At 46.6% G+C, this 25,429-nt stretch carries 22 protein-coding genes; 21 read left to right on the top strand and 1 reads right to left on the bottom strand.

What is annotated here, in order from left to right:
• Positions 1–99 precede the first annotated feature (99 nt).
• The 3 genes from pheA (at position 100) to G344_RS0109455 (ending at position 6,061) form a co-directional block, all read left to right on the top strand.
• On the top strand, positions 100–951 hold the full coding sequence (gene pheA / locus G344_RS0109465; RefSeq protein ID WP_028256000.1) for a prephenate dehydratase: 852 nt from the start codon (positions 100–102) through the stop codon (positions 949–951).
• A 13-nt stretch (positions 952–964) separates the two neighbouring features.
• The gene (locus G344_RS11585; protein WP_051245898.1) at positions 965–3,004 is read left to right on the top strand and encodes a glycosyl hydrolase family 18 protein; all 2,040 of its coding nucleotides are present in this window, start codon (positions 965–967) and stop codon (positions 3,002–3,004) included.
• Between the two features lie 144 nt (positions 3,005–3,148).
• Positions 3,149–6,061: an insulinase family protein gene (locus tag G344_RS0109455; protein ID WP_028255999.1), complete on the top strand. Its 2,913-nt coding sequence runs from the start codon at positions 3,149–3,151 to the stop codon at positions 6,059–6,061.
• A gap of 261 nt (positions 6,062–6,322) precedes the next feature.
• Here G344_RS0109455 and rpsT read toward each other — a convergent pair whose 3' ends face one another.
• Positions 6,323–6,583 (bottom strand): 30S ribosomal protein S20, encoded by a 261-nt coding sequence (gene rpsT / locus G344_RS0109450; RefSeq protein ID WP_028255998.1) that lies wholly within the window; start codon positions 6,581–6,583, stop codon positions 6,323–6,325.
• Positions 6,584–6,710: 127 nt separating this feature from the next.
• Here rpsT and polA point away from each other — a divergent pair, with 127 nt between their 5' ends.
• The 18 genes from polA to G344_RS0109360 all read left to right on the top strand — a co-directional run bounded on the left by polA (position 6,711) and on the right by G344_RS0109360 (position 25,399).
• Positions 6,711–9,368, top strand: coding sequence for a DNA polymerase I (gene polA / locus G344_RS0109445; RefSeq protein WP_028255997.1), 2,658 nt, complete (start codon positions 6,711–6,713; stop codon positions 9,366–9,368).
• Positions 9,369–9,376: 8 nt separating this feature from the next.
• A complete protein-coding gene (gene mutM / locus G344_RS0109440; RefSeq protein ID WP_028255996.1) occupies positions 9,377–10,198 on the top strand; it encodes a bifunctional DNA-formamidopyrimidine glycosylase/DNA-(apurinic or apyrimidinic site) lyase in 822 nt (273 codons plus the stop codon).
• A 17-nt stretch (positions 10,199–10,215) separates the two neighbouring features.
• Entirely contained in the window at positions 10,216–10,830 is a 615-nt protein-coding gene (gene coaE / locus G344_RS0109435; RefSeq protein WP_028255995.1) for a dephospho-CoA kinase, read from the top strand.
• 12 nt (positions 10,831–10,842) lie between these two features.
• A complete protein-coding gene (locus G344_RS0109430) occupies positions 10,843–11,415 on the top strand; it encodes a lytic transglycosylase domain-containing protein (RefSeq protein WP_028255994.1) in 573 nt (190 codons plus the stop codon).
• Positions 11,416–11,429: 14 nt separating this feature from the next.
• Positions 11,430–12,083, top strand: a complete 654-nt coding sequence (locus G344_RS0109425; protein ID WP_028255993.1) for a hypothetical protein — start codon at positions 11,430–11,432, stop codon at positions 12,081–12,083.
• Between the two features lie 233 nt (positions 12,084–12,316).
• Positions 12,317–12,775 (top strand): ribosome maturation factor RimP, encoded by a 459-nt coding sequence (locus G344_RS0109420; protein WP_028255992.1) that lies wholly within the window; start codon positions 12,317–12,319, stop codon positions 12,773–12,775.
• Positions 12,776–12,824: 49 nt separating this feature from the next.
• Positions 12,825–13,922, top strand: coding sequence for a transcription termination factor NusA (gene nusA, locus G344_RS0109415; RefSeq protein ID WP_028255991.1), 1,098 nt, complete (start codon positions 12,825–12,827; stop codon positions 13,920–13,922).
• The gene (gene rnpM / locus G344_RS0109410) at positions 13,919–14,185 is read left to right on the top strand and encodes an RNase P modulator RnpM (RefSeq protein WP_028255990.1); all 267 of its coding nucleotides are present in this window, start codon (positions 13,919–13,921) and stop codon (positions 14,183–14,185) included. The genes nusA and rnpM overlap by 4 nt, the downstream gene beginning before the upstream one ends.
• On the top strand, positions 14,178–14,483 hold the full coding sequence (locus G344_RS0109405) for a L7Ae/L30e/S12e/Gadd45 family ribosomal protein (protein WP_028255989.1): 306 nt from the start codon (positions 14,178–14,180) through the stop codon (positions 14,481–14,483). Before rnpM ends, G344_RS0109405 begins: the two co-directional genes overlap by 8 nt.
• Positions 14,484–14,503: 20 nt before the next feature.
• Positions 14,504–16,960, top strand: coding sequence for a translation initiation factor IF-2 (gene infB, locus G344_RS0109400; protein WP_028255988.1), 2,457 nt, complete (start codon positions 14,504–14,506; stop codon positions 16,958–16,960).
• A 24-nt stretch (positions 16,961–16,984) separates the two neighbouring features.
• Positions 16,985–17,350 (top strand): 30S ribosome-binding factor RbfA, encoded by a 366-nt coding sequence (gene rbfA / locus G344_RS0109395; RefSeq protein ID WP_028255987.1) that lies wholly within the window; start codon positions 16,985–16,987, stop codon positions 17,348–17,350.
• On the top strand, positions 17,337–18,278 hold the full coding sequence (locus G344_RS0109390; protein WP_028255986.1) for a DHH family phosphoesterase: 942 nt from the start codon (positions 17,337–17,339) through the stop codon (positions 18,276–18,278). The genes rbfA and G344_RS0109390 overlap by 14 nt, the downstream gene beginning before the upstream one ends.
• Complete coding sequence (gene truB / locus G344_RS0109385) at positions 18,278–19,159, top strand: tRNA pseudouridine(55) synthase TruB (protein ID WP_028255985.1); 882 nt, start codon at positions 18,278–18,280, stop codon at positions 19,157–19,159. The genes G344_RS0109390 and truB overlap by 1 nt, the downstream gene beginning before the upstream one ends.
• 9 nt (positions 19,160–19,168) lie before the next feature.
• On the top strand, positions 19,169–20,104 hold the full coding sequence (locus G344_RS0109380) for a bifunctional riboflavin kinase/FAD synthetase (protein ID WP_028255984.1): 936 nt from the start codon (positions 19,169–19,171) through the stop codon (positions 20,102–20,104).
• A gap of 220 nt (positions 20,105–20,324) precedes the next feature.
• Positions 20,325–21,509, top strand: coding sequence for an aminotransferase-like domain-containing protein (locus G344_RS0109375; RefSeq protein WP_028255983.1), 1,185 nt, complete (start codon positions 20,325–20,327; stop codon positions 21,507–21,509).
• A 304-nt stretch (positions 21,510–21,813) separates the two neighbouring features.
• On the top strand, positions 21,814–22,581 hold the full coding sequence (locus G344_RS0109370; protein WP_028255982.1) for a chorismate mutase: 768 nt from the start codon (positions 21,814–21,816) through the stop codon (positions 22,579–22,581).
• Positions 22,581–24,728 carry an SF1B family DNA helicase RecD2 gene (recD2, locus tag G344_RS0109365; RefSeq protein WP_028255981.1) on the top strand — a complete coding sequence of 716 codons (2,148 nt, stop codon included), beginning with the start codon at positions 22,581–22,583 and terminating at the stop codon, positions 24,726–24,728. The genes G344_RS0109370 and recD2 overlap by 1 nt, the downstream gene beginning before the upstream one ends.
• Positions 24,725–25,399 (top strand): ComF family protein, encoded by a 675-nt coding sequence (locus tag G344_RS0109360; RefSeq protein ID WP_028255980.1) that lies wholly within the window; start codon positions 24,725–24,727, stop codon positions 25,397–25,399. Before recD2 ends, G344_RS0109360 begins: the two co-directional genes overlap by 4 nt.
• The last annotated feature ends 30 nt before the right edge of the window (positions 25,400–25,429 follow it).

Genomic DNA, 25,429 nt, shown 5'->3' with positions numbered 1-25,429 from the left:
GTTGTAGTTTATTATAACTAAGTGACGGCATTATGACAATGAAAAGAGACCTGTGCTATAATAAAATCATTCTGTGCAGTAGAGAAAAGGGGGACACACATGCGAATCAGTTATTTAGGTCCGCAGGGAACATTTACGGAAGAGGCGTTGCAGCGTTACTGTGCTATCCACGGTATAGAAGGTAAACGTCAGCCCATAAGTACGATTGATGGTGCCATTGAAGCCTGCATGCTCGATGAAGCGGATGTTGCGTTTGTGCCGGTGGAAAATTCACTGGGCGGTAGTGTGCTTACTACGATGGATTATTTGACGGAGCATGATGATGTCGCTATTTGCGGTGAGATTACTATGCCTATTCGCCATTATGCATGGGGGATCCCGGGGAGTGAGTTGGCCGGTATTCGTCAAGTCTATTCTCATCCGCAAGCACTTAGACAATGTAAACGTTTTCTTACGGATCGTTTGGCACAGGCAGATTGTCACGAAACGGCATCCACATCGGAGGCCGGGCGATGGGTAGCGGATAAAGGCGATACTGCCATGGCGGCTATCGGCGGATTGGCGTTGGGGCAAACGTACGGGTTAAAGCGATTGACCGATGAGATTCAGGATAATACGTTAAACGTAACGCGGTTTATCATGGTCAGACATGGTGCGGCTTCGCTGACAAAGCCGGAGGGAGAGGTACATAAGTTATCTCTGCTGTGCGAATTGGATGGCTTGCGACCGGGATCGCTTTACGAAGGCTTAGCCATTTTCGCCAAGCGCGGTATTAATTTGGTTCGCATCGAATCACGTCCCACAAAGGGACGATTGGGGGAATATAAATTTTTCTTTGATTTGGATATGAGTACAGGCTACGATAATGTGTCGGCCGCTGTCGAAGAATTACGGCAAACGGCAACGGCAGTACAGCTGTTTGGCATGTATCAATCGATAGCCGCAGAATAAGGAAGGATATTTCATGCAGAAAAAACGCATGACCAAGACATGGATAGTAACGGCACTGGGGCTAGGCATCGGCTCGATGATGTCTGTACAGGCCGCAACAATAACAGTGGTAAAAGCAGGACAGCACAAAACAACGCCGCAGGCAGTGACAACGGTAGTCCGTGCGGAGCAAGCTCCGAAGCATACACAGCGTGCGGATGTCGATTCGGACAATGAACAGACGATGATGCCGCAAATACCGATTTCGGTGGCAGGTGCCTTCGGATCGATAGAGACGGCTGATGAAGGAGCGCTTGTTGAAAACAATGAGGTTTTGGTGCCTTTCACGGTATATGAGAAAGCAAATTTAAACCACATTGTGAAAGCAAAACGAGGATACACGGTACGTTTACAAGGGTTGCGTCCTGCCGGCGATATGCTTTTCAGCAACGGGACGGGTCAGCGTACGGTTCCGTTGCCGGTTGTACAACGCCATGGCAAGGAGTATGTAAATCTTAGTCGCACATCATCGGCATTAGGCGTTGTTATGCAACGGAATAAAAAAGGTATCCTTCTGTCACCGCAGTTAGGCGCAGTGGAAAAACCGGTAAAACAGGCATTAGAGGCACCGTTGGCCTGGGCGTTCGACCCTACGGCTACGACGGGTACACCATATAAACGAGCATTGACCGCTGCTGGTACATCTATTATTTCTCCCAGCTGGTTCCAATTAAGCCATAAAGGAACGGTGGAGACCACGGGGATACCCAGTGAAGAGTACGTCATGAATTACACGGCCTTAGGCTATCGGGTGTGGCCGTTGATTACAAATCAATTTAATCCTACATTGACACATACCATTTTGTCCGACCCCGGTCATTGGGACGAATATGTGCGTGAGTTGGCAGGCTATGCCTTGGCGTATGGCTATGACGGCTATAATTTTGATTTTGAAAACATTGCGTTTAAAGATAAGGATCGATTAACAGCCTTTGTAGAACATTTGAGTAAAGGACTGCAGGCGTATAATTTATATACCTCAATGGATGTTACGGGATACTCGGACAGCCCTAACTGGTCATTGGTATATGATCGTCCGGCGTTGGCAAAGTCGTTGGATTACATGGTTCTTATGGCTTATGATGAAACGTGGGCAGCCAGTCCCGTAGCAGGACCGGTGGCCAGCTATCCTTGGGTTAAGCGTAATTTGGAACGGCTCATTAAGGAAATTCCGGCAGAGAAAACTGTCCTGGGGGTACCGTTTTACATGCGCACATGGACAACACCTATCGGTGCCGATGGGAAACCGGGTAAGGCAAGCTCTAAAACATTGGCGATGCCGGATAGTGAAGTGATTCGCACCACACATGCCAAATCGGTTACATGGGATGATAAAAAAGGATTGTACCATGTTGCCTTTTCGGATACCTCTACAGAGAATGCGGATATCCGTAACGCCTTAAAGGAAGATATAGCCGATGTGGTATCTGCCTATGCGAGTCATCCTACAGGGGCGACGGTTAAAAGTTCATCCGGCGTATCCCCTAAGAGTTTGTCCGGGCTATCGGCTAAAAGCTCGTCTGTAATAACAGTAACAAAGGAAACAGATGAGGAAGAAACACCGTTCGGTATAGTGCCGATACAGGTAGTGCGCGCTCCGGCAGAGACGAGATCAAAAGCGGAGGGAGCAACTATTGCTGTGAATAAGGACGGAGTTAAGGATGATACATCCGAAACATCCGAAACATCCGATACATCCGATATAGTTAACGCAGCCAACACATCTACTGCAGTACACAATAGCCCTGCGCGTAATCATGGATCGGCATATACGCGCACGGATATTTGGTTTGAAGACAGTACCTCTTTACAAAAGAAGCTGGCTCTTGTAGGCGAAGAAGGAATCGCAGGTTTTGCCGCATGGCGTAAGGGCTTCGAGTCGGACAGTGTTCGCGATTGGCTGTATCGATCCTATCCAGCGCTGGCAAAGCCCGTAGTCGATACAAAGGATAGCGGCGAGAAAAAAGAAGCTACGCATAAAAATGGTAAAAAAGCTCGTTCCGGGAAGCGGTAGCAAAGAATATCCGTTCGTGTTATAATACAGATGTTAGGTTGTGAAAATGATAATTGCTAACAATTTAAAAGTAGAGTGAAAGCAATTTAAAATGTATTTACAGCCTACGCTAAGAAGAACAATTTAAAAGTGAGGGATAGCTTAATGAAAGTTAACGATACATATGCCGGCTTTCGCGTAGAACGTGTAGAGACGGTAAAGGAAGTCAATGGTGTAGCGTACTTGCTGCATCATGAAAAATCGGGGGCACGTTTGTTATATATTGATGCACCGGATACGAATAAGGTCTTTTCCGTTTCGTTCCGGACGCCGCCGAAGGATAGTACCGGGGTAGCTCATATTATGGAACACTCCGTATTGTGCGGATCTAGAAAATTTCCGCTGAAGGAGCCTTTCGTGGAATTGGTAAAAGGTTCGTTGAATACGTTCCTTAATGCCATGACCTATCCGGACAAAACGATGTACCCGGTAGCCAGCAAGAACGACAAGGATTTCCACAATTTAATGGATGTATACCTTGATGCGGTATTCCATCCGCGTGTAGCTGAAGATCCGCAGATTGTTATGCAGGAAGGTTGGCATTACGAACTGGATTCCGTAGATGACGAATTGACGTATAAAGGCGTTGTATATAATGAAATGAAGGGTGTATTCTCTTCGGCAGATTCTATTTTGGAACGTCACATGATGTCGGAACTCTTTCCGGATACTACCTACGGTGTAGAATCCGGCGGTGATCCCGATTATATTACGGATTTAACATACGATGCCTTCAAAGCGTTTTACCACAGCTATTACCATCCGTCCAACAGCTATATGTTCTTGTACGGACAGATGAACATCAAGGAACAGTTGGATTTTATTAATGATGAGTACCTGTCTGACTTTGATGCGATTACGGTAGATTCGGAAATCGGCTTACAAGCGCCGTTCAAAGCCGGCAAGGTAGCATCGTACCCGTATAGCATCGGCAAGGATGAAGACGAAGCGGGACGGAGCATGCACTCCTTGACCTATGTAATGCCGGAGATGACGCCGGAAAAAAGCTTGGCCTTTGAAATTATTACTCATGCCTTACTGACATCGCCGGCAGCACCGTTGAAACAAGCGTTGGTAAAAGCAGGTATCGGCACGGACATTAGCGGTTATTATTTGGACAGCTTGCGTCAGCCGATTTGGAACATTACGGCTACCGGCTCCGACATGAATAAACAAAGGCAGCTGCAGACGATTGTAGAAGATACCCTCCGCGATATGGTGGCTAAGGGTCTTGATAAGACAATGTTGGAAGCATCCTTAAACAGTACGGAATTTGCTTTGCGTGAAGCCGATTTCGGCGGTCGTCCGATCGGGCTGGCTTACGGCATTCGCGTTATGGATAATTGGATTTACGATCGTGATCCGATTGAAATTTTAGCGTATGAAGAAGCGTTGCGTACAATTCGTGAAGGCTTGAACGGTAATTATTTTGAAACTTTGATTACCGACTATATTCTTACAAATACTCACAAAGCATTGGTATCCATTTATCCGGAAAAGGGGATGCAGGAAAAGAAGGAAGCGGCAGAACGAGAAAAGTTGGCGGCTCTTAAAGCATCCATGTCCAAGGAAGAATTGGAAACTATTGTAGAACAGACAAAAGCCTTGAAGGCTCGGCAGGAAGCACCGGACTCTCCGGAAGCCTTGGCGACGATTCCGCTGTTGGAGCTTAGCGATTTAAGTCCCGACGTAGAACATATCGAACGCCGCGAAGAAACACTGGGGGCCGCAAGACTTCACTTTATCCCGACGGCAGCCAAGGGGATTAACTATACGGCGTTCTACTTTGGCGTAGACTGCTTGACGGAAGAGGAACTGTTCTATGCGGAAGTGCTCAGCGATTGTATCGGTCGGGTCGATACGGACGCGCACAGCTATGAAGCGATTGCCAACGATATTAATTTAAACCTGGGCGGTTTCAGTATTGATATGACAGCCATCGGTAAGAGCGGTGATCGCAATGGATACACACCGTTGATGGTGGTGCGTGCAAAAGCATTGCACAGTAAACTAAAAGAGTTGGTTCGCATTATCGATGAACTCTTGTATCACAGTCGTTACACGGATGCGGTACGGCTAACAGAGCTTGTAAAAGAAGAAAAGGCCGTATGGGATACGGAAGCCTTCCGCCGTGGACATACGCTGGTTTCCACACAGGTAACGGCGCAGGTATCCGACATCGGACGTTTTCGTCAGGCTGATGGCCTAGGTTACTTTGCGCGATTAGCGGAATTGGTAAAAGATGAAAACGGTCTTTCCCGATTAGGTGAAAAGCTGGCAGCCGTGTCTTGCAAATTATTCCGTACGTCCAATTTAAATGTGATGTTCGTCGGTGAAGAAGAAGAGTATGCGCGCTTTAAGGAATTAGTAACACCTGTTATCGGCGCATGGCCGGATGCTGTATTACCTACCGGTGTGTTAACATTTACAGGTGATTACAAAAATGAAGGCATCATCACCAGCGGTAAGGTACAGTATGTAGCGAAAGGCGGTAATTTCAAGGATCATGGCTATACCCATGTAGGTGCCATGAGTGTCTTGGAAAATATCCTGCGCTATGAATATTTGTGGATTCGCATCCGCGTTCAAGGCGGAGCCTACGGTGCCTTTGCTAATTTCTATAACAACGGCAATATGGTATTCTGCAGCTACCGCGATCCTAACTTAACGGAGTCCTTGCATGTTTATGATGAATTGCCGGCGTATCTCCGTCAGTTCAGCGTATCGGAACGTGAAATGCGCAAATATATTATCGGCACCATGAGTAATCTTGATTTGCCGGTAACACCGTCTTTGCGTGGTGCCAGAGCTATGGGTATTTACTTCGGAGAAGGCAGCGAAGAAAAACAACGCAAATTCCGCGAACAGGTGATTGCTTGTACGCAAGAGGATATCCGTGCATTGGCTGATGTAGTAGAGTCTGTCATGAAAGATAATCACGTCAGTGTTATGGGCGGTGAACAGAAAATTAAATCGGCTGCCGATGTATTTGATACGGTAGTGGCGCTGCCGCAATAATATCTGAGTATGTTGTGAATACGATGTAAGGTCTGTTATATAGTAGACGGGTAGAACGTATTCAACATAGTAGACGTACATAAAACAGTAGAACATCTATAAAATAGTAGAACGTACATAAAATAAAAGCCTCCGTCTTGTATGGGTCATGATACCGATACGGGACGGAGGTTTTGTTTTGTCCTATAACTCTCTTTTTATATAATCGTTTTGGGGAATAAAAAAAGACTATCGGTATTCGATAGTCTTTTCTGCAGCTGATTAAAGAGCATTAACCTTAGCAGCCAAGTTAGATTTTTTACGGGCTGCCGTGTTTTTATGAAGAACGCCTTTGGAGGCTGCTTTATCAATTACGCTAGTAGCTTGAACAAGTGCTTTTTTAGCATCTTCTACTGCGCCGGCTTGAACAGCTTCAACCGTTTTGCGGGTTGCTGTACGAATCTGGGATTTCACAGCGGCATTTTTCGCACGACGTTCAGCATCCGTTTTTACGCTTCTAATACTGGATTTGATATTCGGCAATTGAGTCACCTCCTTATGTACTAACATTATACTCGAATAATTATAGCATAGAGATTAGCGTTGCGCAATACCTTATAGTACAGGATTTGTGGTATAATAGCGGAAGATATGAAATGCGAGGTGTGTTATGAGTAAATTAATGATTATAGACGGCAGTAGCTTACTGTATCGCGCTTTTTTTGCGCTTCCGCCGCTGAATAATGCATTAGGTGTTCCTACCAATGCAGTGTACGGCTTCTTAACTATGCTAACAAAATTGTATGATGAAATCCATCCCGATTATATTGCGGTGGCATTTGATAAAGGAAAAGAAACATTTCGTACGGAACTATATCCGGACTATAAGGGAAACCGTCCCAATGCGCCGGACGATTTACGCCCGCAGTTTGCGTTAATCCGTGAAGTGTTAGAGGCATTGGGGATTAAAGTGATCGAAGAGGAAGGGTACGAAGGGGACGATATTATCGGTTCTCTCAGTAAGTCCCTGGGCAACGCGGACACCGATGTGTATATTATTACGGGGGATCGTGACAGCCTGCAATTGGTTGATGAGTACAGTCGCGTGCTGCTTACCAAAAAGGGAATTTCCGACATGCTGACGGTAACACCGGATACGATGAAGGAAATTTACGGATATGGTCCGGAGTTAGTCATCGAAATGAAATCGCTTATGGGGGACAGCTCGGATAATATTCCCGGCGTTCCCGGCGTCGGTGAAAAGACGGCATTGAAATTATTGAACCAGTTCGGTAGCTTGGAAGGCGTATATGATAATCTTGAAGCAGTAAGCGGGAAAAAATTGAAGGAACGCTTAACGGAAAATAAGGACTTGGCCTTTTTATCCCGTGAATTGGCAACGATTAAGACGGACATGGATTTGCCGTATACATTGGAGGATTTTGTACAACATGCACATACTACGGAATTTATTCCCCTCTTTGATAAGCTGGGATTTCACGCCGTAACGCCGCGATTGATGCGGGCAATGGGACTGGAGGAAAGCGCAACGCATACCGGTGATAGTGATTCGCTGTTTGCTGATTTTGCCAATCCGCCGGAGATTACTTGGCAGGAAAAAGAAGCCTTTGTGCCTAGTTTCTGGCAGGATAAAGTGATATCCATCGCTTTTGAGGCTGCCGGGACATCTCCGTTTTGGGATCCTAAGGTAGTATTCATCAGTAATGGTGATAATGTGATTCGTTTGGGCGGTGATGATGCCAATCGTGAAACAGTATTGCGTGCCTGCAATGAAGCAAAAGCCGTCATAACAACGGATAGCAAAATGCTACTGGAAATGTTGGGTGTGACGGCACCGGCAGATATTGCTATTTATACTGCGGCATCAAACACAGAGGATGAGGCCGAAGCTGTTCGTCTTTATGATGTTACGCTAATGGCGTATCTGGCCGATCCGACGCGTACCAATTATGGCATCGGCTATTTGTGTGAACGATTCGAGGTACCTGCCGTGCCCGACGGCGGTGCGATGGAATTAGCCGGGACGGCTGTGGCGTTACAGGCTATGTATGGTCCGGCAGTACATCTATTGAAGGAACAGCAGCTGTGGGACTTATATAAGGATGTAGAGCTTCCGCTGGTGTATACTCTGGCTGTGATGGAAAAGAATGGTATTTATATTAATCCGGAACGATTGCAAGCACTGCGTCAGCGTTTTACCGAGGAAGTAGAAACACTTCGTCAACGTATTTACGAGGAAGCCGGCGAAACCTTTAACATTAACTCGCCGAAACAGTTGGGACATATTTTGTTTGAAACCTTACAACTGCCGGTGATTAAAAAGACAAAAACAGGTTTCTCCACAGATGCGGAGGTTCTTGATATGCTGCGCGCGGAACACCCGATTGTGGAAGATATCCTGGCATATCGCACGGTAGCCAAGCTATTATCTACCTATATTGATGGTCTGGAGGACTTGATCAATCCCGATACGAAACGTATTCACACCAGCTTTAATCAGATGGTGACGGCGACGGGACGATTGAGCAGCTCCAATCCGAATTTACAGAATATTCCGGTGCGGACGGAAAAGGGAAAAGAAATTCGCGGCTTGTTCTTACCCGGCGAAGGCTATGATTGGTTGGTAAGCGCGGATTATTCGCAAATCGAATTGCGTGTATTGGCCCATTTATCCGAAGATCCGGCGTTGATCAAGGCGTTTAACGATGGCATGGATATCCATCGCTTCACGGCGGCCGAGGTACTGGGAAAATCCCCGGAAGAGGTAACATCGGAAGAACGATCGCACGCAAAGGCTGTTAACTTCGGAATTATCTATGGCATCAGTGATTTTGGCTTGTCCCGTGATTTGGGAATTACGCGCGAAGCAGCTAAGAATTATATTTCTTTATATTTCAGTCGCTACCCGAAGGTTAAAGCTTATATGGATGCTATGGTAGCGATGGCTCATGAAACCGGAACGGTACGGACTATGTTCGGTCGTTTGCGTGCATTGCCGGATATTAATAGTCGTAATTTCAATCGTCGCTCCTTTGCGGAACGCACGGCGATGAATACGCCGATTCAAGGGACGGCGGCGGATATTATTAAGCTGGCCATGAATAAGGTAGAGGCACGGCTCCGTGACGGCGGTTATACATCACGACTTTTATTGCAGGTGCACGATGAATTGGTGCTGGAAGTTACCAATGAGGAAAAGGATGCCGTAGAAGCGTTGCTGAAAGAATGTATGGAATCGGTAGTACAGCTGGCAGTACCGCTTATTGTCGATGTACATAGTGCCACTACATGGGCGGATGTAAAATAGGAGGTACTATGCCTGAATTACCGGAAGTGGAATTGATACGACGCTACATCGACAGTCAAGTGGCAGGGAAGCGCATCGGTAGGATCGATTCCTTGCTGCCGCGGATGTGGCGTAATACAACAGCTGAAGTCGCATCGCAGGTATTGACCGATGCTGTGATTACCGGCGTGAAGCGTCGCGGGAAATATTTAGTGCTTTCCATGGAAGACGGGACTTTGCTTATTGTTCATTTAAAACTGACGGGACGTTTAATTTATCGCAGTACGCCGAGGATGGAACGATTTGACAGAGTGTTGTTTTATTTGGACGATGGCGGTGTGTTAGCCTTTGGTGATATCCGGACGTTAGGTGCGCTATACCTTTTTGCTTCGGCGAAGGATATTGATTTGCCCGGCTTATTGCAGATGGGGGTTGAGCCGCTGAGCACGGCATTTACGGGAGCAAAGCTGTATGCTATGACTTCGCGTCACAGTACACCGATTAAAGTATTTTTGCTTAACCAAAAATATGTGGCCGGCATTGGCAATATCTATGCGGATGAGGCGCTGTTTCTGGCGCGAATTCATCCGCGCCGCCGGGCAGACAGCTTGACCGAAAAAGAATGTGCTTCTTTGCACAGGGCCATTCGAAAGGTGTTGCGGGACAGCTTGGAACGTGGTGGCACAAGCTTTAGGGATTATCGTAACGGGGAAGGTAAAGCGGGACATAATCAAGAGTATCTCGCTGTTTACGGCCGTGCCGGTAAACCTTGCGTACGATGCAAGCGCATATTGGAAGACACTGTATTGGGCGGTCGTCATACAGTGTATTGTTCACATTGCCAAAAATAAAGAATCGAGGAACAGGTATGTATAAAATCGGATTAACCGGCGGCATCGCTTCGGGGAAAAGCACAGTTGTTAATTGGCTTTTACGGCATGGTGCGGTAGCCATCGATGCGGATTTGGTAGCGAGAGAAGTGGTGGAACCCGGTACGCCGGGGCTGGCAGCCTTGCGCGACGCATTTGGAGATGATATAGTAACAACGGACGGAACGCTGGATAGAGCAGCCCTCGGTGCTATCGTATTTACCGATGAAGAAAAGCGCAAACAGCTGAATGCATTATTGCATGGTTTTATCAAAGAAGCGATTGATGCAAAAGCAAAGCAACTGGAGGCTCAAGGCTATGCGGCGGCTATTTATGATATTCCGCTTTTGATTGAAACGGAATGGTATAAAGACATGGATGAAGTATGGCTAGTTTATGTATCGCCGGAAACGCAGCTGCATCGCTTGATGGAGCGCAACGGCTATTCGGAGGAAGAAGCAAGTCACCGAATCGCCAGTCAAATGTCATTCGATGAGAAGCGTCCGTACAGTGATCAGATCATCGATAATAACGGTACACCGGAAGAATTGGAACAGAAGTTACGTGTATTATGGAATGGAAAGAAACATCTTTTTGCGTTACAGGCGCGGTAAAGGAGGGACACGGTGCGAGGTAAGACCTTTTTGGCTTGGACAGCCATTATTGTAGGACTGTATTATTACAGCTATGGCATGCCATGTTTGGCAAGGCTTTACGCGTATCCTTTCGATCACAGAGAAATCGTAGTGACGGCAGCACAGGAAAATAAGGTATCGCCGTCATTGGTGGCCGGTGTGATATTGGCAGAAAGTAAGTTTAAAGAAGATGCCAAGTCGGCTCCGGGCGCTATGGGGCTTATGCAACTCATGCCGGACACGGCACATTGGATTGCGGAACAACTCAATCAGCCAAAAATGACTGACGAAGATATTAAGGAACCGGCTACCAATATTAAATTGGGAACATGGTATTTGGCATATTTATTGGACGAGTTCAAGGGCAATGAAATTTTAGCCTTGGCTGCTTACAATGCCGGGCGCGGTCACGTGGAAGAGTGGATGAAGGAATACGGCTGGGACGATAGCTTTAATGATATTGATGCGATTCCTTTCGGGGAAACGCGCAATTATGTACGCAGTGTACTGGCCAACCAAAAACGATACACCGAGTTGTATGAAGATGTAACTGATGGCAAGTAGAGAGGTAGGTAACAGTGGAAAAAATTATTGAAGCATGCAAGGACCTGGATTTTTCCTGGTTGCCACCGACAATTGCGGATTTTACGCTTACTGTCGAACGCACGGCGGATGATGCGGGCTATCATCTCTTTTCTTATGAAAATGACAAGGGATGGCGATGGGAAGCCTTGTACGATAAGGAAGTCGAGGATTATACCGTGCATGTACGCATGCCGTTATTTGAGTTTACTGACATTAGCTTTGTCCGCGAAGAGGTAACATCCTATTGGGATGGCATGAAAGCGCGTTGTGTAGAGGGATTGACGTCGTTGCTGATTACTCCGGAAAAAGGATTTACCTACGCGTATAAGAACAAACAATTACCTACTTGGAAGTATGAAGACATATTGCCGCCGCGCATTGGTGAATTTGTAAGGGACATTACGCCGGATAAAGCGATACGCATGATCAACGGCTCCTATATCATCTGTGAGTATTGTCGTCCCGACGATCGGTCCGGCTTATTATTGTTTTACAATGTGCTGCGCGATGAATTTTTTGCGGAGCTGCGACGACATAACTTCCCGGAAATCAGCCATCGCTTAGATGCGAAGACACTTCCGAAGCTGGAGCAAGTGCTTCGCGAGCATTTGGAAGATATCTTGACGGACTTGGCAGGACGCCTGTAATCACTTTCATGGAATGACGTTATCACCGTTTCACATGCATGCGGATACAAGGTCGGTTAATGAACATGAGCGATGTACATTTTATTTGCGCATCTATGTGTTTGATGATATAATGTTACATGACTTTTATATAAACTGTTAAAAGAGTGGGCTTTGGCTCACTCTTTAATTTATACTGACGAGAGTTAACCATCGCAGCATAGATAGAAAACTATATAAAGGAGGCGACAGCGATGAAACGAGAAGCAGTAGAAGAGTTGGTTACTTCGATTGTGGAGACCATTATTGCAGATACCGATATGGAGCTGGTCGACGTAGAATACGTGCGTGAGCGCGACTGGTACTTACGGGTATATCTCGATAAGCAAGGCGGTGTTGATTTGGACGACTGCCAGATGGTCAGCGAAAAGTTAAGCGAAGTATTGGACAAGAAGGATCCGATTAAGGAAAACTATTTATTGGAAGTATCTTCGCCGGGACTTGATCGCGTATTGAAGAAAGAAAAAGACTTTATCCGTTACAAAGGAAGTAAGGTGGATGTCCAACTCTTTAAACCGGTAAACGGTAGCAAACAATTTACCGGTGAACTCGGTGATTATACGGATACAACCATTGCTATTATTACCGAAAAGGAAACGATGACGTTGGAACGCAGCGCCATTGCCCAGATTCGACTTCACTTTGAATTTTAAAGAAGCGAATCACATAACAACTGAAGAATAATTATTGGAGGAATAGACAGTGAGTCAAGAATTAGTACAAGCGGTTTCGGTGTTAACAAAGAATAAAGGATTGGCACCGGAGGTTATCTTTGAATCTTTGGAGGTTGCTTTATTGCAAGCGTATCGCAAAGAGCCGGGATTTAACCCCGAAGCTTATGTAGAAATTAATCGCGAAACCGGTGACTATCGTGTGCTGGCTAAAAAACAGGTTGTGGAAGATGTGACCGATGATGCCACACAAATCAGTCTTGATGATGCACGGATGCAGGATTTGCGGTACGAGGTCGGTGATATTGTAGCTGTTAACGTAACGCCGTCGAATTTTGGACGCAGTGCGGCCCATACGGCAAAGCAAATGCTTACGCAGCGTCTTAAAGAAGCAGAACGCAGCATTGTATATGAAGAATACTTCAGCCGCGAAGGCGATATCATTACCGGCGTTATCGAACGCGTGGAAGGTCGTAATGCGTTTATTAACTTGGGAAAAACGGAAGCTATCTTGCCTCCGGCAGAACAAATTCCCGGAGAATCCTATCAAGTCGGCGATCGTTTGAAATGCTATATTGTGGAAGTAAAGAAAACCACCAAAGGTCCGCAGATCATGATTTCCCGTACGCATCCGGGATTGTTGAAGCGCTTGTTTGAATTGGAAGTTCCGGAAATTAAGGAAGGCGTTATCGAGTTAAAATCGGTGGCACGTGAACCGGGCATGCGCTCTAAAATTGCCGTGTTCTCCCGCGACGAAACCATCGATGCCGTAGGTGCTTGCGTAGGACCGCGTGGTCAGCGTGTGCAGAACATCGTTGATGAATTACAGGATGAAAAAATCGATATTGTAAAATGGGACGAAGATCCGGCGGTATACATTGCTAATTCATTGAGTCCGGCAAAGGTAATTTCCGTTACCGTTCAGGAAGAAGAAAAAGCATCCCGTGTTGTTGTACCGGATTATCAGTTGTCCTTGGCTATCGGTAAAGCCGGTCAGAATGCACGTTTGGCCGCTAAACTGACAAACTGGAAAATCGATATTAAGAGTGAATCACAGGCTGAAGAAGCAGACGATACTGTAGGCGCAGCCGATGATTCCGTTGTAGAATCCACAGGAGATGCGGAATGAAAAAGAAAACCCCGCCCATGCGTGTTTGCGTAGGCTGTGGTGAGCTTCGCCCCAAAAAGGAGTTGCTCAGAATCGTGTGCTCGCCGGAAGGAGAGATTTCCTTGGATCGTACCGGAAAAGCCGCAGGTCGCGGTGCATATATCGAACCGAAGGAGTCTTGCTTCGAAGAGGCATACAAGGCAAAGCGTTTGGAGCGTTCATTGAAAAAAAGTGTGTCCGCCGAAGTTTATGCGGCACTGAAGGATGCATTATTACATGAATGAGCAGAAAATTAAAAATCTTCTCGGCTTGGCACAGCGTGCGGGCAAGTTGATTTCCGGAGACTTTGCCGTTGAAAAAGCCGTGAAGCGCGGTGGCGCACCGTTGGTACTCTTAGCAATGGATTGCGCTGTGAATAATACAAAAAAATATACTCAAATGGCCGAAACTCACGGAGTTCCGTTGCGTACACTATTGACGAAGGAGGAACTGGGGCAGGCTATTGGAAAAGAATTGCGGGCAGTGGTTTTGGTAAATGATAGCGGATTTGCCAAAGCGCTGTTAGCTGAAATAGATCAGTAATGACTCAAGGGGGTATGCAGATGTCCAAAAAAAGAATTTATGAAGTAGCAAAAGAATTGGGCGTAAAGAATCAGCAGGTTATCGATGTGCTGCAAAAACATAATATTGAGGCCAAAAATAATTTTAATGCCATTGACGAAAAAGCCATTGACATTGTAAAAAAAGCATTAAAAGGCAACGATAAGCCGCAGGCTAAGGCAGAACAGAACGGACACCAGGATAAAGGTGGACACGGAGCGCAGAACAATCGCGCACAAGACACGCGTGCAAACGAAGACCGCAGCCACGACAATCGCAATAACGGCGGTAAACAGAATCATCGCAAGCAGTCTGAAAAGCAGGAAGCCCGTCATAACGATCGCCATGAAAAACGCGATAACAATCGCGACGGCAATCGTAAGCACGACAATGCGAAAAACGAAGGCCGTCATGGTAACGGTCATGACAATAACCGCGGCAATGATTCGAATCGCGGCAACGATAGTAATCGCAATGAACGAAATGATCATCGCAACAAGCGCGGTGACAACCATGGTGATGACCGTCGCGGTAAAAATGATAATCGCAACGATCGTCGCAATAGAAAAGATAAAAAGAATAAGCGTGACGGCAACCGCCCGCAATCCCTCTTGTCCACATCCTTAGCAAAAAGCAAGAATAAGGTAAAACAGCGTAACGAACAGAATCGTCAGCACAAGGAAGAAGAAAAACGCCGTGCCGAAGCAGCGATTGCGACAGCTATCGAATTAGACGGCCCGCTTACTGTAAAAGAATTGGCAGATAAAATGGGACGTGAAGTCAGCGAAATTATTAAAAAGTTGATGTTCCTCGGCGTTATGGCTACGATTAATCAGGAAATCGATGTTGATACGGCAACCATCGTAGCAGAAGACTTTGGTGTGGAAGTAACCGAAGTGGAACCGGCAGAAGATCCTACGGAAATCAAGGAAATCGAGGATGCGCCGGAAACATTGCAGCCGCGCCCGCCGGTTGTTACTATCATGGGGCATGTTGACCATGGTAAAACTTCATTGTTGGACGTAATTCGTCAGACCAATGTAACAGCCCATGAAGCCGGCGGTATTACGCAGCACATCGGTGCGTACATGGTACGTTACAAAGGAAATAAGATTACCTTCTTGGATACCCCGGGTCATGAAGCCTTTACCGCTATGCGTCTGCGCGGTGCACAGTCGACGGATATTGCCGTTCTCGTCGTTGCTGCCGATGACGGTGTTATGCCACAGACAATCGAAGCTATCAACCATGCTAAATCCGCTAATGTGCCGGTATTGGTAGCCATTAACAAGATGGATAAGCCGGGCGCAAATCCGGATCATGTAAAACAACAGTTGGCCGAACATGGCTTATTGCCGGAAGAATGGGGCGGCGATACAATCATGGTTCCCGTATCCGCTAAGAAACGCCAGGGTATTGATGACTTGTTGGAAAATATCTTGCTCGTAGCAGAAGTTATGGAACTGAAGGCCAATCCGAATCGCCATGCGCAAGGCGTTGTTATCGAAGCAAAACTCGATAAAGGACGTGGTCCGGTATGTACCGTACTCGTACAGAAGGGGACACTTCGCGTAGGTGATACCATTATCGCAGGTACCGCTTTCGGTAAAGTGCGTGCCATGACTAACGAACGCGGCGAAAAGGTAAAAGCAGCCCGTCCGTCTATGCCGGTGGAAGTTCTCGGTTTGTCCGATGTACCGCAGGCAGGGGAAATTATGGACGCTGTGGATGATAACGAAGCACGTACCATTGCGGAAAAACGTATTGAAAAACAGCGTGTATCCGAAATGCAGAGAACTCACAAGGTTACCTTGGATGATATCTTCAATCAGATTCAGCAAGGCGAGTTGAAGGATTTAAATATCATTATTAAAGCGGATGTACAGGGTTCCGTAGAAGCCTTGCGTCAATCGCTAGAAGCAATTAAGAATCCGGAAGTACGCATCGTGATTGTTCATGCCGCTGTTGGTGCCATCAATGAATCCGACGTTATGTTGGCATCGGCATCCAATGCGATTATCATCGGCTTCAACGTTCGCCCGGATGCATTGGTTCGCAAGGCAGCGGAAAAAGAAAATGTGGATCTTCGCACCTATCGCGTTATTTACGATGCTATCAATGACGTAGAAAACGCAATGCGCGGTATGTTGACTCCGGAATTTAAAGAAGTAATTTTAGGTCGTGCCGAAGTACGCCAGGTTATTTCTACGCCGAAGGCAATCGTTGCCGGTTCCTATGTAACGGAAGGTAAGATTACTAATAATTCGGAAATTCGCTTGATTCGTGACGGTATTGTTGTTCACGAAGGCAAGGTTGATTCGTTGCGCCGCTTTAAGGATGAAGTGAAAGAAGTAAAGAGCAGCTTTGAATGCGGTATTTCCATTGAAAAATATCGCGATATTAAGGAAGGCGACGTTATTGAAGCCTATGTTATGGAAGAAATTACGCCGCAGCTATAATCGCTCTCAACAGGAGGTGTGACTATGAGTGACGTACGAGTTCGTAAATTACAGGAATTCATCAAGCAGGAAGTAAGCAATATGTTGATGCGCGGTCTTAAGGATCCGCGTATCGGCTTTGTGACGGTAACCGATGTGGAAGTCACCGGTGATTTGCGACAAGCCACGATTTATGTAAGCCTATTCGGTTCGGACGAAGAAAAGAAGGCCTCCTTGCAAGCATTGAAGCATGCAGCCGGTCACGTGCGTTCCGAGCTGGGCAAGGTACTCCGTTTGCGTTATACGCCGGAGATTGCATTTGCCAACGATACTTCGTTGGATTACAGCATGCATATTGAGTCACTGTTAAATGATATAAAGAAGGACGAGAAGAACCATGGAGATGCTTAACATTGATAGCTTGAAAGCTATCATCGATGATGCGCAGTCCATTGTTCTTACCGTGCATGTCAATCCCGATGGCGATGCCATAGGATCTATGCTGGGGATGTATGAAGCATTGCTACAGCAAGGCAAGCATGTGCAGATGGTAGTGGATAGTCCGGTACCGCATAAGTTTTCCTTTTTGAAATATGCAGATCGAGTTCAGCCGCCGGAGGCACTACAATCCTTGGAGCAACCGGATATATTGCTCGTCTTGGATGCCAGTACGTTTGAACGCATCGGCAAAGTAGGCGAAGTATGTAAAGCACCGATTTACAATATCGATCATCATATTTCCAATACTAAATTTGCAGCAGGGCTTTACTTGGTGCCGGAATTTGCGGCGACCGGTGAAATCGTTGCCCATCTGTGTGAACAGTGGCACTGGCCGATAACCCCTTCTATGGCGGATGCTCTCTATTTGGGCATTGCCACGGATTGCGGATTCTTCAAATTCAGCAACACTACGGAGCATACGCTGCGAATGGCAGCCTTGTGCGTGCAGTGCGGGGCAAGACCGCAGGTAGTTTCGGAGCATGTGGAATTGACATCTATGAACCGTTTGGCTATTATGCGAAAAGCACTGGCCAATGTGGAATTTCCTCATGATGGTTGCGTAGGCATTATTGCGTTGGATGAAGAGCTGATGGCGTTGGCCGGTGACGATACAGACGGTTATGTTGATTTGGTACGCAATGTCGAAGGCGTTGATGTAGCCGTGCTTCTTAAAGCAGTCGGTCCGAAGACAACGCGGGTGAGTCTGCGTTCAAAGGCAACCGACGTGAATCAGATCGCCGGACATTTCGGCGGCGGCGGACATATTCGGGCAGCAGGCTGTACTATACAGTTACCATTAGAAGCGGCAAAAGCAGAATTGCTCAAGGAGTTGCCCTGATGGATGGTGTTTTTGCATTTCTCAAGCCGCCGGGGATAACGAGCCATGATGCAGTAGGTATATGCCGACGACTGTTGCACGAAAAGCGCATCGGTCACAGCGGTACGTTGGATCCCTTAGCCTATGGTGTGCTACCGATCTTTGTGGGCAGAGCAACGCGCCTTATTGAATATAACGGTCACGAAACAAAAACATATGTGGCAGAAGGGCAGTTCGGTTTTAGTACGGATACGGAAGACAGTACCGGACACATACTTACATCGGTAACATCGATCGATGCGGAACCGACAGCGCAGGAGCTGGCGCATGTGTTATCAACGTTTATCGGTGAACAAATGCAACGACCGTCCAAGTATTCGGCTATAAAAATTAATGGGAAGCGCGCATACGAGTTAGCTCGTGCCGGTGAAGAGTTTGTATTGCCGGAGCGACCGATTACTATTTACGATTGTAGGCTTTTGGCATACAAGTATCCCTTTTTCACTATACGGGTCCACTGTTCGTCAGGCACCTATATTCGAGCCTTGATTCGCGATATAGCGAATGCCGTCGGAATCCCGGCTACGATGACACAGCTGGCACGTACGCAAGTGGGAACGATGCGTATCGCCGATGCGGTTACGGCGGAAGAGTTAGCCGTATCCGGCGAAGCGCTGCTGCAACCGGTGGATACGGCATTGCAGCATATGCCTACGGTAAGACTTAGCGAAAAAGAACGTTTGGCGTTACTACAAGGTAAGCAGTTGCGCTTGCCGCTGCTTGCCGCTGATGAGGTCGTATCCGGACAGTTGTATCGGGCTTACGGCGAACGCGGATTTATGGGAATTGCCAAGGGGATGGACGGGGCATTGAAAGCGGAGAAAAATATATTTTTGGAATAAGGATGTAGTATGAAGATTTTAACCTCTTTTGACGAGTTACGTACTATACAAGCCAATATTGTATATGCTTTGGGAACATTTGACGGTATTCATTTGGGGCATCAAACCGTTATCGGACGAGCCGTAGACATGGCTCACACATGTGAGGCGGTTACGGTGGTTGTTACCTTTGATGCACATCCATTGTCTATATTGGCACCGCAAAAAGTGCCGCCTCAGCTGTTACAGCGCGAGCATCGCCCGGAGATATTGGAAGCCTTGGGTGTCGACTATATGCTGGAGCTGCCGATGAATGCTGATTTACTGTCAATTACGGCATCGGACTTTTTGGTGTACTTAACGCAAGGGGTGACGGTACGAGGCATTGTAGTCGGTGAAAACTTTACCTTTGGCAAAGGCGGTATCGGTACACCGGCGTTAATTCGGGATACATTGGAGCTAAAGGGCATCAATGTTACAGTTATGCGATTGGAAGGTCACGAAGCAGTACCGGGACACGTATCCAGCACGTATATTCGCGGTGCCATTGCGCGAGGCGATGTTGCCTTGGTTCGCACATTGTTAGGACGGGCGTATCGCTTTACCGGTACGGTGATTATGGGAGATCAGCGAGGACGAACCTTAGGCTTTCCTACATTGAATTTCCTGTTTCCCAAGGAGATGGCCTTGCCGGCAGACGGTGTGTATGTCAATCGAGTGTGCATTGACGGTGAATGGTTCGGCGGCGTAGGTAACATGGGTGACAATCCTACCTTTGCCAATCAATATCATCGCTTTGAAGTGCATCTGTTTGATTTTGATCGCGATGTGTACGGTGCGACGGCAACGGTAGAGTTTTTGCAGTTTTTACGGGGAGAAGTAAAATTCTCTTCTTTGGACGAGCTTATTACACAGATGAAGATCGATGAGCAGCAAGCACGAGAATATCTCGCAAGCATGGACTAATTACATATGAATGATGAAATCGCTTTTACAAACGTATTCATCGTAGGCAGACGTTGCCAATGATGGATACCTTTTAAAAGCGATTTTTTTGTGCCGTCATGCCGGAGAAGGCACCGATGAATTGTCTGTTTAGAATAGACTGATGTGTTTATTTTTATTGACTTTTCTTCTATAGAATAGTACTATAGTAACATCACAGATGAAATAGGAGGTTCTAACCATGGCTATACGTTATTCAGACCCGGTTAACGCGATTAAACATTCCGATACCGGAGATATCTTAAAATTAATTGCACAACCGGATATGATTTCCTTTGCTGGTGGTCTTCCGGCAGAAGAATTATTTCCCGCAGAAGAAATTGCAAAGGCTACGGAAATCGTATTGAAGAATACACCCGGTAAGGCGTTGCAATATGGTCCGTCTCTCGGTTACGATCCACTTCGTGAAAGCATTGCGAAGCGCATGAATCGCATGGTTAAAACAAATTATACGAAGGACAATGTGTTGGTAACCTGCGGCTCTCAGCAAGGGCTTGACCTGTTGTGTCGTCTATTCTGCAACAAAGGTGACACGGTACTGGTAGAGAAGCCATCCTATTTGGGAGCGATTACGGCTTTTAATTTAAGTCAGGTTAATTACGTAGAAATTCCCGGCGATGGCAAAGGGATGATTATCGAAGAACTGGAAAAGGCTCTTAAGGAAAATGAAGTGCGCCTTATCTATGTAGTTACCGATTTCCAAAACCCAACAGGCATTACTTGGACGCGCGAACGTCGCGAGCAGTTCATGGAAGTGGTTGACCGTTATGAAGTTCCGGTTATCGAAGACAATCCGTATGGCGAACTTCGTTACGAAGGCGAGTTCTTACCGTCGTTGACTACATTCGACAAGAAGGGCCTCGTATGTTCCTTGGGAACGTTCTCCAAAACCTTTGCACCGGGCATGCGTCTCGGCTGGATTGCAGCGAACACTACGTTTATCGAAAAATGCGATTTGTTGAAGCAAAATATGGATCTTTCCACATCACCGTTCTCGCAGCATGTGTGTGAAGCATGGCTGGATAATTTTGACTTCGATGCGCATGTTACCAGCGTACGCGATTTATATCGCAGTCGTCGCGATACGATGCTTAACGCTATGGATGAATTCTTCCCGAAAGAAGTAACCTATACACGTCCGGAAGGGGGACTCTTCATTTGGTGTACGTTGCCGGAGTATATGGTATCCCGCGATATTTTGAAACAGTGCATCGAAAAGAAAGTAGCCTTCGTACCGGGGGATCCGTTCTTTACATCGGAAGGCAACACAAACTTCCTGCGCTTGAATTACTCCTGTAATGACGAAGAAACAATTCGCACCGGTATTCAACGCATCGCCGAAGTATTGAAAGCAAATTTAAAATAAGTTTGCTTATCGCTTCACTCCGTTGATAGATAGCACTTTGTTTCTGTTATCGTTATTAACGGTCTTGGCGGGTTAGCATTAATGGTGTTAACAGTTAGCATTAATGGTGGTAACAGTTAGCATTACTAGTGTTAACGGTTAGCGTTCGATTCCGTTGTTTTCGTTACGAGTACATAAGGGGCAGTGCCATGCCAATGAGGCTTTGCGGCACTGCCCCTTTAGTGTGTATAAAAAATATGATATGATACATAGAGTAGAGTAGCATCGTCAACTGCTACAATTTAATAGATAAGAGGATTGACATATGAATTTAGAAGAAACACGTAAACAAATAGATGAATTAGATCAGGTACTAGTAGAGACCTTTGAAAAACGTTTGGCCGCGGTTTTAAATATTGCCAAAATTAAAGAAGCGGAAAATATTAAAATTTACGATCCGGAACGAGAAACCAAGGTATTGGAAAAAGGCTTGGCCTATGTAAACGATCCGTCGTTACGCGATTATGTAAAACACTTCCTCAATGATGTGATGGCCGTAAGCCGCAGCTATCAGAAGGATCACATCCAGCAGCATATTTTCCTGGTAGGTATGCCCGGTGCCGGCAAGACGACGGTAGGCAAAGCCTTGGCACAGCGTCAGGATATGGATTTCTATGATGTGGATGCATTGATTCAGGAAAAGACGGGCAAGTCTATTCAGAATGTTATTATTTATGAAGGGGAAGAAGCCTTCCGCGAATTGGAATACGAAGTAATCAGCGATATCGTTACCAACAAAAAGCCTAGTGTTGTGGCTACCGGCGGTGGTACGGTACTGTCAGAAAAAACGGTTAAATTAATGCGCGACTCCGGCTTTGTGGTATTCATCCACCGCGATGTAACACGTATTTTAGATGATTTGGATATGGAAATCAGACCGCTTTTGAAGGAAAGCATCGAATACATTTTCCGTCTTTACGAAGAACGGTACCCGTTATATGAAAAGGTTTGCCATGTGAAGATCCAAAATGCGTCCAGCATCGGCGATGCGGTAAATGAAATTATCGATGCCTTGCCGAATGTAGAACGCTGATGGAAACGATTCGAGGAACGGTGCAGCGACTTATTTTTGCGAATGAGTCGAATTCGTATTGCGTTTTCTTGTTGTACGATTACAACGAAGAACGCATTACTTGTACCGGTAAATGTGAGGCCCCCAAGGAAGGGGACGAACTGGAACTTACGGGACGTTTTGTGGAGCATCCGAAATACGGCACACAGTTTGACGTGCGTACGTTGGAGAAATGTAAGCCCGATACAATAGGCGGTGCCAAACAATATTTAATGAATTTAGGCGTTAAGGGCTTCGGCGAAAAGTCGGCGGAGAAGGTTATTGCCTATTTTGAAGACGAGATTATCGATATTTTAAAATCCGACGATCCCAAAGATCTGTTGGAAGTTCCCGGATTGCGTAAAAGCATTAAGGAAGACTTGTATCATACACTCATCGGAGAAGGGGCGCTGCAGGAATTGAACCGTTTTCTGGAAGCCGGCGGGCTCAGTGCCAAGTGGAGTCGTGAGATTTACAATATTTACGGCGGAGCTGCCATTGATGTACTGCGGGATAATCCCTATACATTGCTGCATATTCCTGGCGGCCCTTCCTTTACGATGGCGGATACCTTGGCTTCGTCATTAGGTATCGAACCTGACGACCCGAATCGAATCGAAGCGGGACTTCGGAATTGCCTTGCCGGCATCGGCGATAACGGACACAGCTGTCTGCCTGTGGATGTATTAATACAGAAAACCTTTGATCTGTTGCATGGCTGTGCCGATGAAATTGCTGCCGCCGTAGAAGAACAGCTGGAGTACGGACAGCTGGCAGCCACCGAACACGATGGCATTTTATATGTATATACGCCGGAGCTTTACATGGCGGAAACGGAATCGGTAGCGCTGACGCAGCTGTTGATGCAGGAACCGGTATTGACAGCGCTGGACACGGAAGCCTTTCTCGACGGATTTGAAGAACGATACAGCATACGCCTAGGCGATGAGCAGCGCGAAGCCATCGACATGGCACTGACGAATAAGGTGACGGTCATTACCGGCGGACCGGGTACGGGGAAGACGACAATTGTGAAAGCAATTGTGGAAGCCTTTCAGCAAACCAATCTTCAGCGCATTTTGTTATGTGCACCTACAGGTCGTGCGGCGAAGCGCTTGACGGAGGCTACCGGTTTTGAAGCTACAACGATTCACCGCATGCTTATGCCGGTGGAAGGCAGCGATGCGTACGACTTTTCAAAAAACGAAGATGACCCGTTGGAAGCGGATGTAGTCATTGTCGATGAAGCCTCTATGCTGAACATTCAACTGTATTACGCGTTGGTTGCGGCTGTTCCGGCAACGGCCCATCTCGTTATTGTCGGCGATGTGGATCAATTACCGCCTATCGGAGCCGGCTTTGTCTTGCGGGATATGCTAAATGCAGAAACGATTCCGTATACCAGACTGGCACATATTTATCGCCAAGAAAAAGGAAACGCCATCGTAGAAAATGCGCATCGCATTAATGAGGGACAGATGCCGGTACTCAGCGGTGACGGCGACTTTACATTCATCGAGGTACACACGTTACGGGATATGATGTCCGCCATCATCAATGCCTATAACAGTTTGCGCGATGACGTGGAGGATGAACTGGACATACAAATCTTATCTCCTATGCGCCGCAATGCTTACGGCAGTTTAAAAATTTCGCAAGCCGTGCAGCAGGCGGTGAACCCGCCAAGTCCTAAAAAAGCGGAGGTCGTTATCAACGGTATCACCTATCGCGTAGGGGACAAGGTTATCCAGGTACTCAACAACTACGAGTATGAAATTTTCAACGGTGAGATTGGAAGCATCTATGCTATTTCCAAGACACATATGGGAATTCGTTTTACCGATAAAGATGTATCGCTGCCTTTGGATGAGGCGGAGTCCATTATGCCTGCCTATGCGATTACGGTTCATAAAAGTCAGGGCAGTGAATACAGCGTCGTGATTATTCCTTTTATTCCGCCGTATGGTATTATGCTGCAACGCAGTCTCTTATATACAGCGGTAACAAGGGCGCGGCGTCGAGTGATTCTTATCGGTACGAAAAGTGCGGTGCAACGGGCAGTGGATACGGTGCGCGGCGATGAACGATATACATTATTTAAAGAACGTCTACAGGGGATGATAGAGTGATTGACTGGTTATTTGATTTTTTGTATCCGCCGCGTTGCCCGGGATGCGGACAAGCCGTACATGCAAGCGGCGAGTGGTGCCGGGATTGTTACGAAGCGGTAGCCGAGATACGAGAGATCACCGGTTGTCCCGGACGCTTTGTACAGCATGTTTGGACGTTGAGTCATTATGACAAGGGTATGAAACAACTGTTGCACGATGTAAAATTTAATAAAAAGAAGGAGCGATCCCGAGGGGCCGCTCCTTTTTTGCATTCGTTTTATTATGCTACGGCTACATGGCAGTGGTTGCCGGATTATGTTATACCCATTCCCGTCAGCGAGAAAAAAAGAGAAATACGCGGTTATAATCAGGTGGATATATTATTTAAACCTTATATGTCTAGGTTTCGTCAACGTGATTTAGGAAAATGGCACTGGCTGGAGGCGCTTGTAAAGGTTGATTCCACGCGTCCCATGTGGGGACTGACGAAACGGGAACGACAGCTGAATACTAAGGGCGCATTCCTGCCTATAGCTGCAGTGAAACGAAGTCATATTCTAAACGGAAAATCCGTACTCCTCCTCGATGATATTTATACTACCGGAGCTACCGTCAGTGAAGCAGCAGACGTACTGGCAGCCATGGGTACCGACTCTGTTAATGTACTCACATTAGCCAGCGGTCGTTAAGAAAAAAGCACCACCATAACCGGTGATGCT

The organism is Veillonella magna DSM 19857 (assembly GCF_000428745.1).
GTDB classification, from domain to species: domain Bacteria; phylum Bacillota; class Negativicutes; order Veillonellales; family Veillonellaceae; genus Veillonella_A; species Veillonella_A magna.
This window is presented reverse-complemented; position numbering and strand designations above follow the sequence as displayed.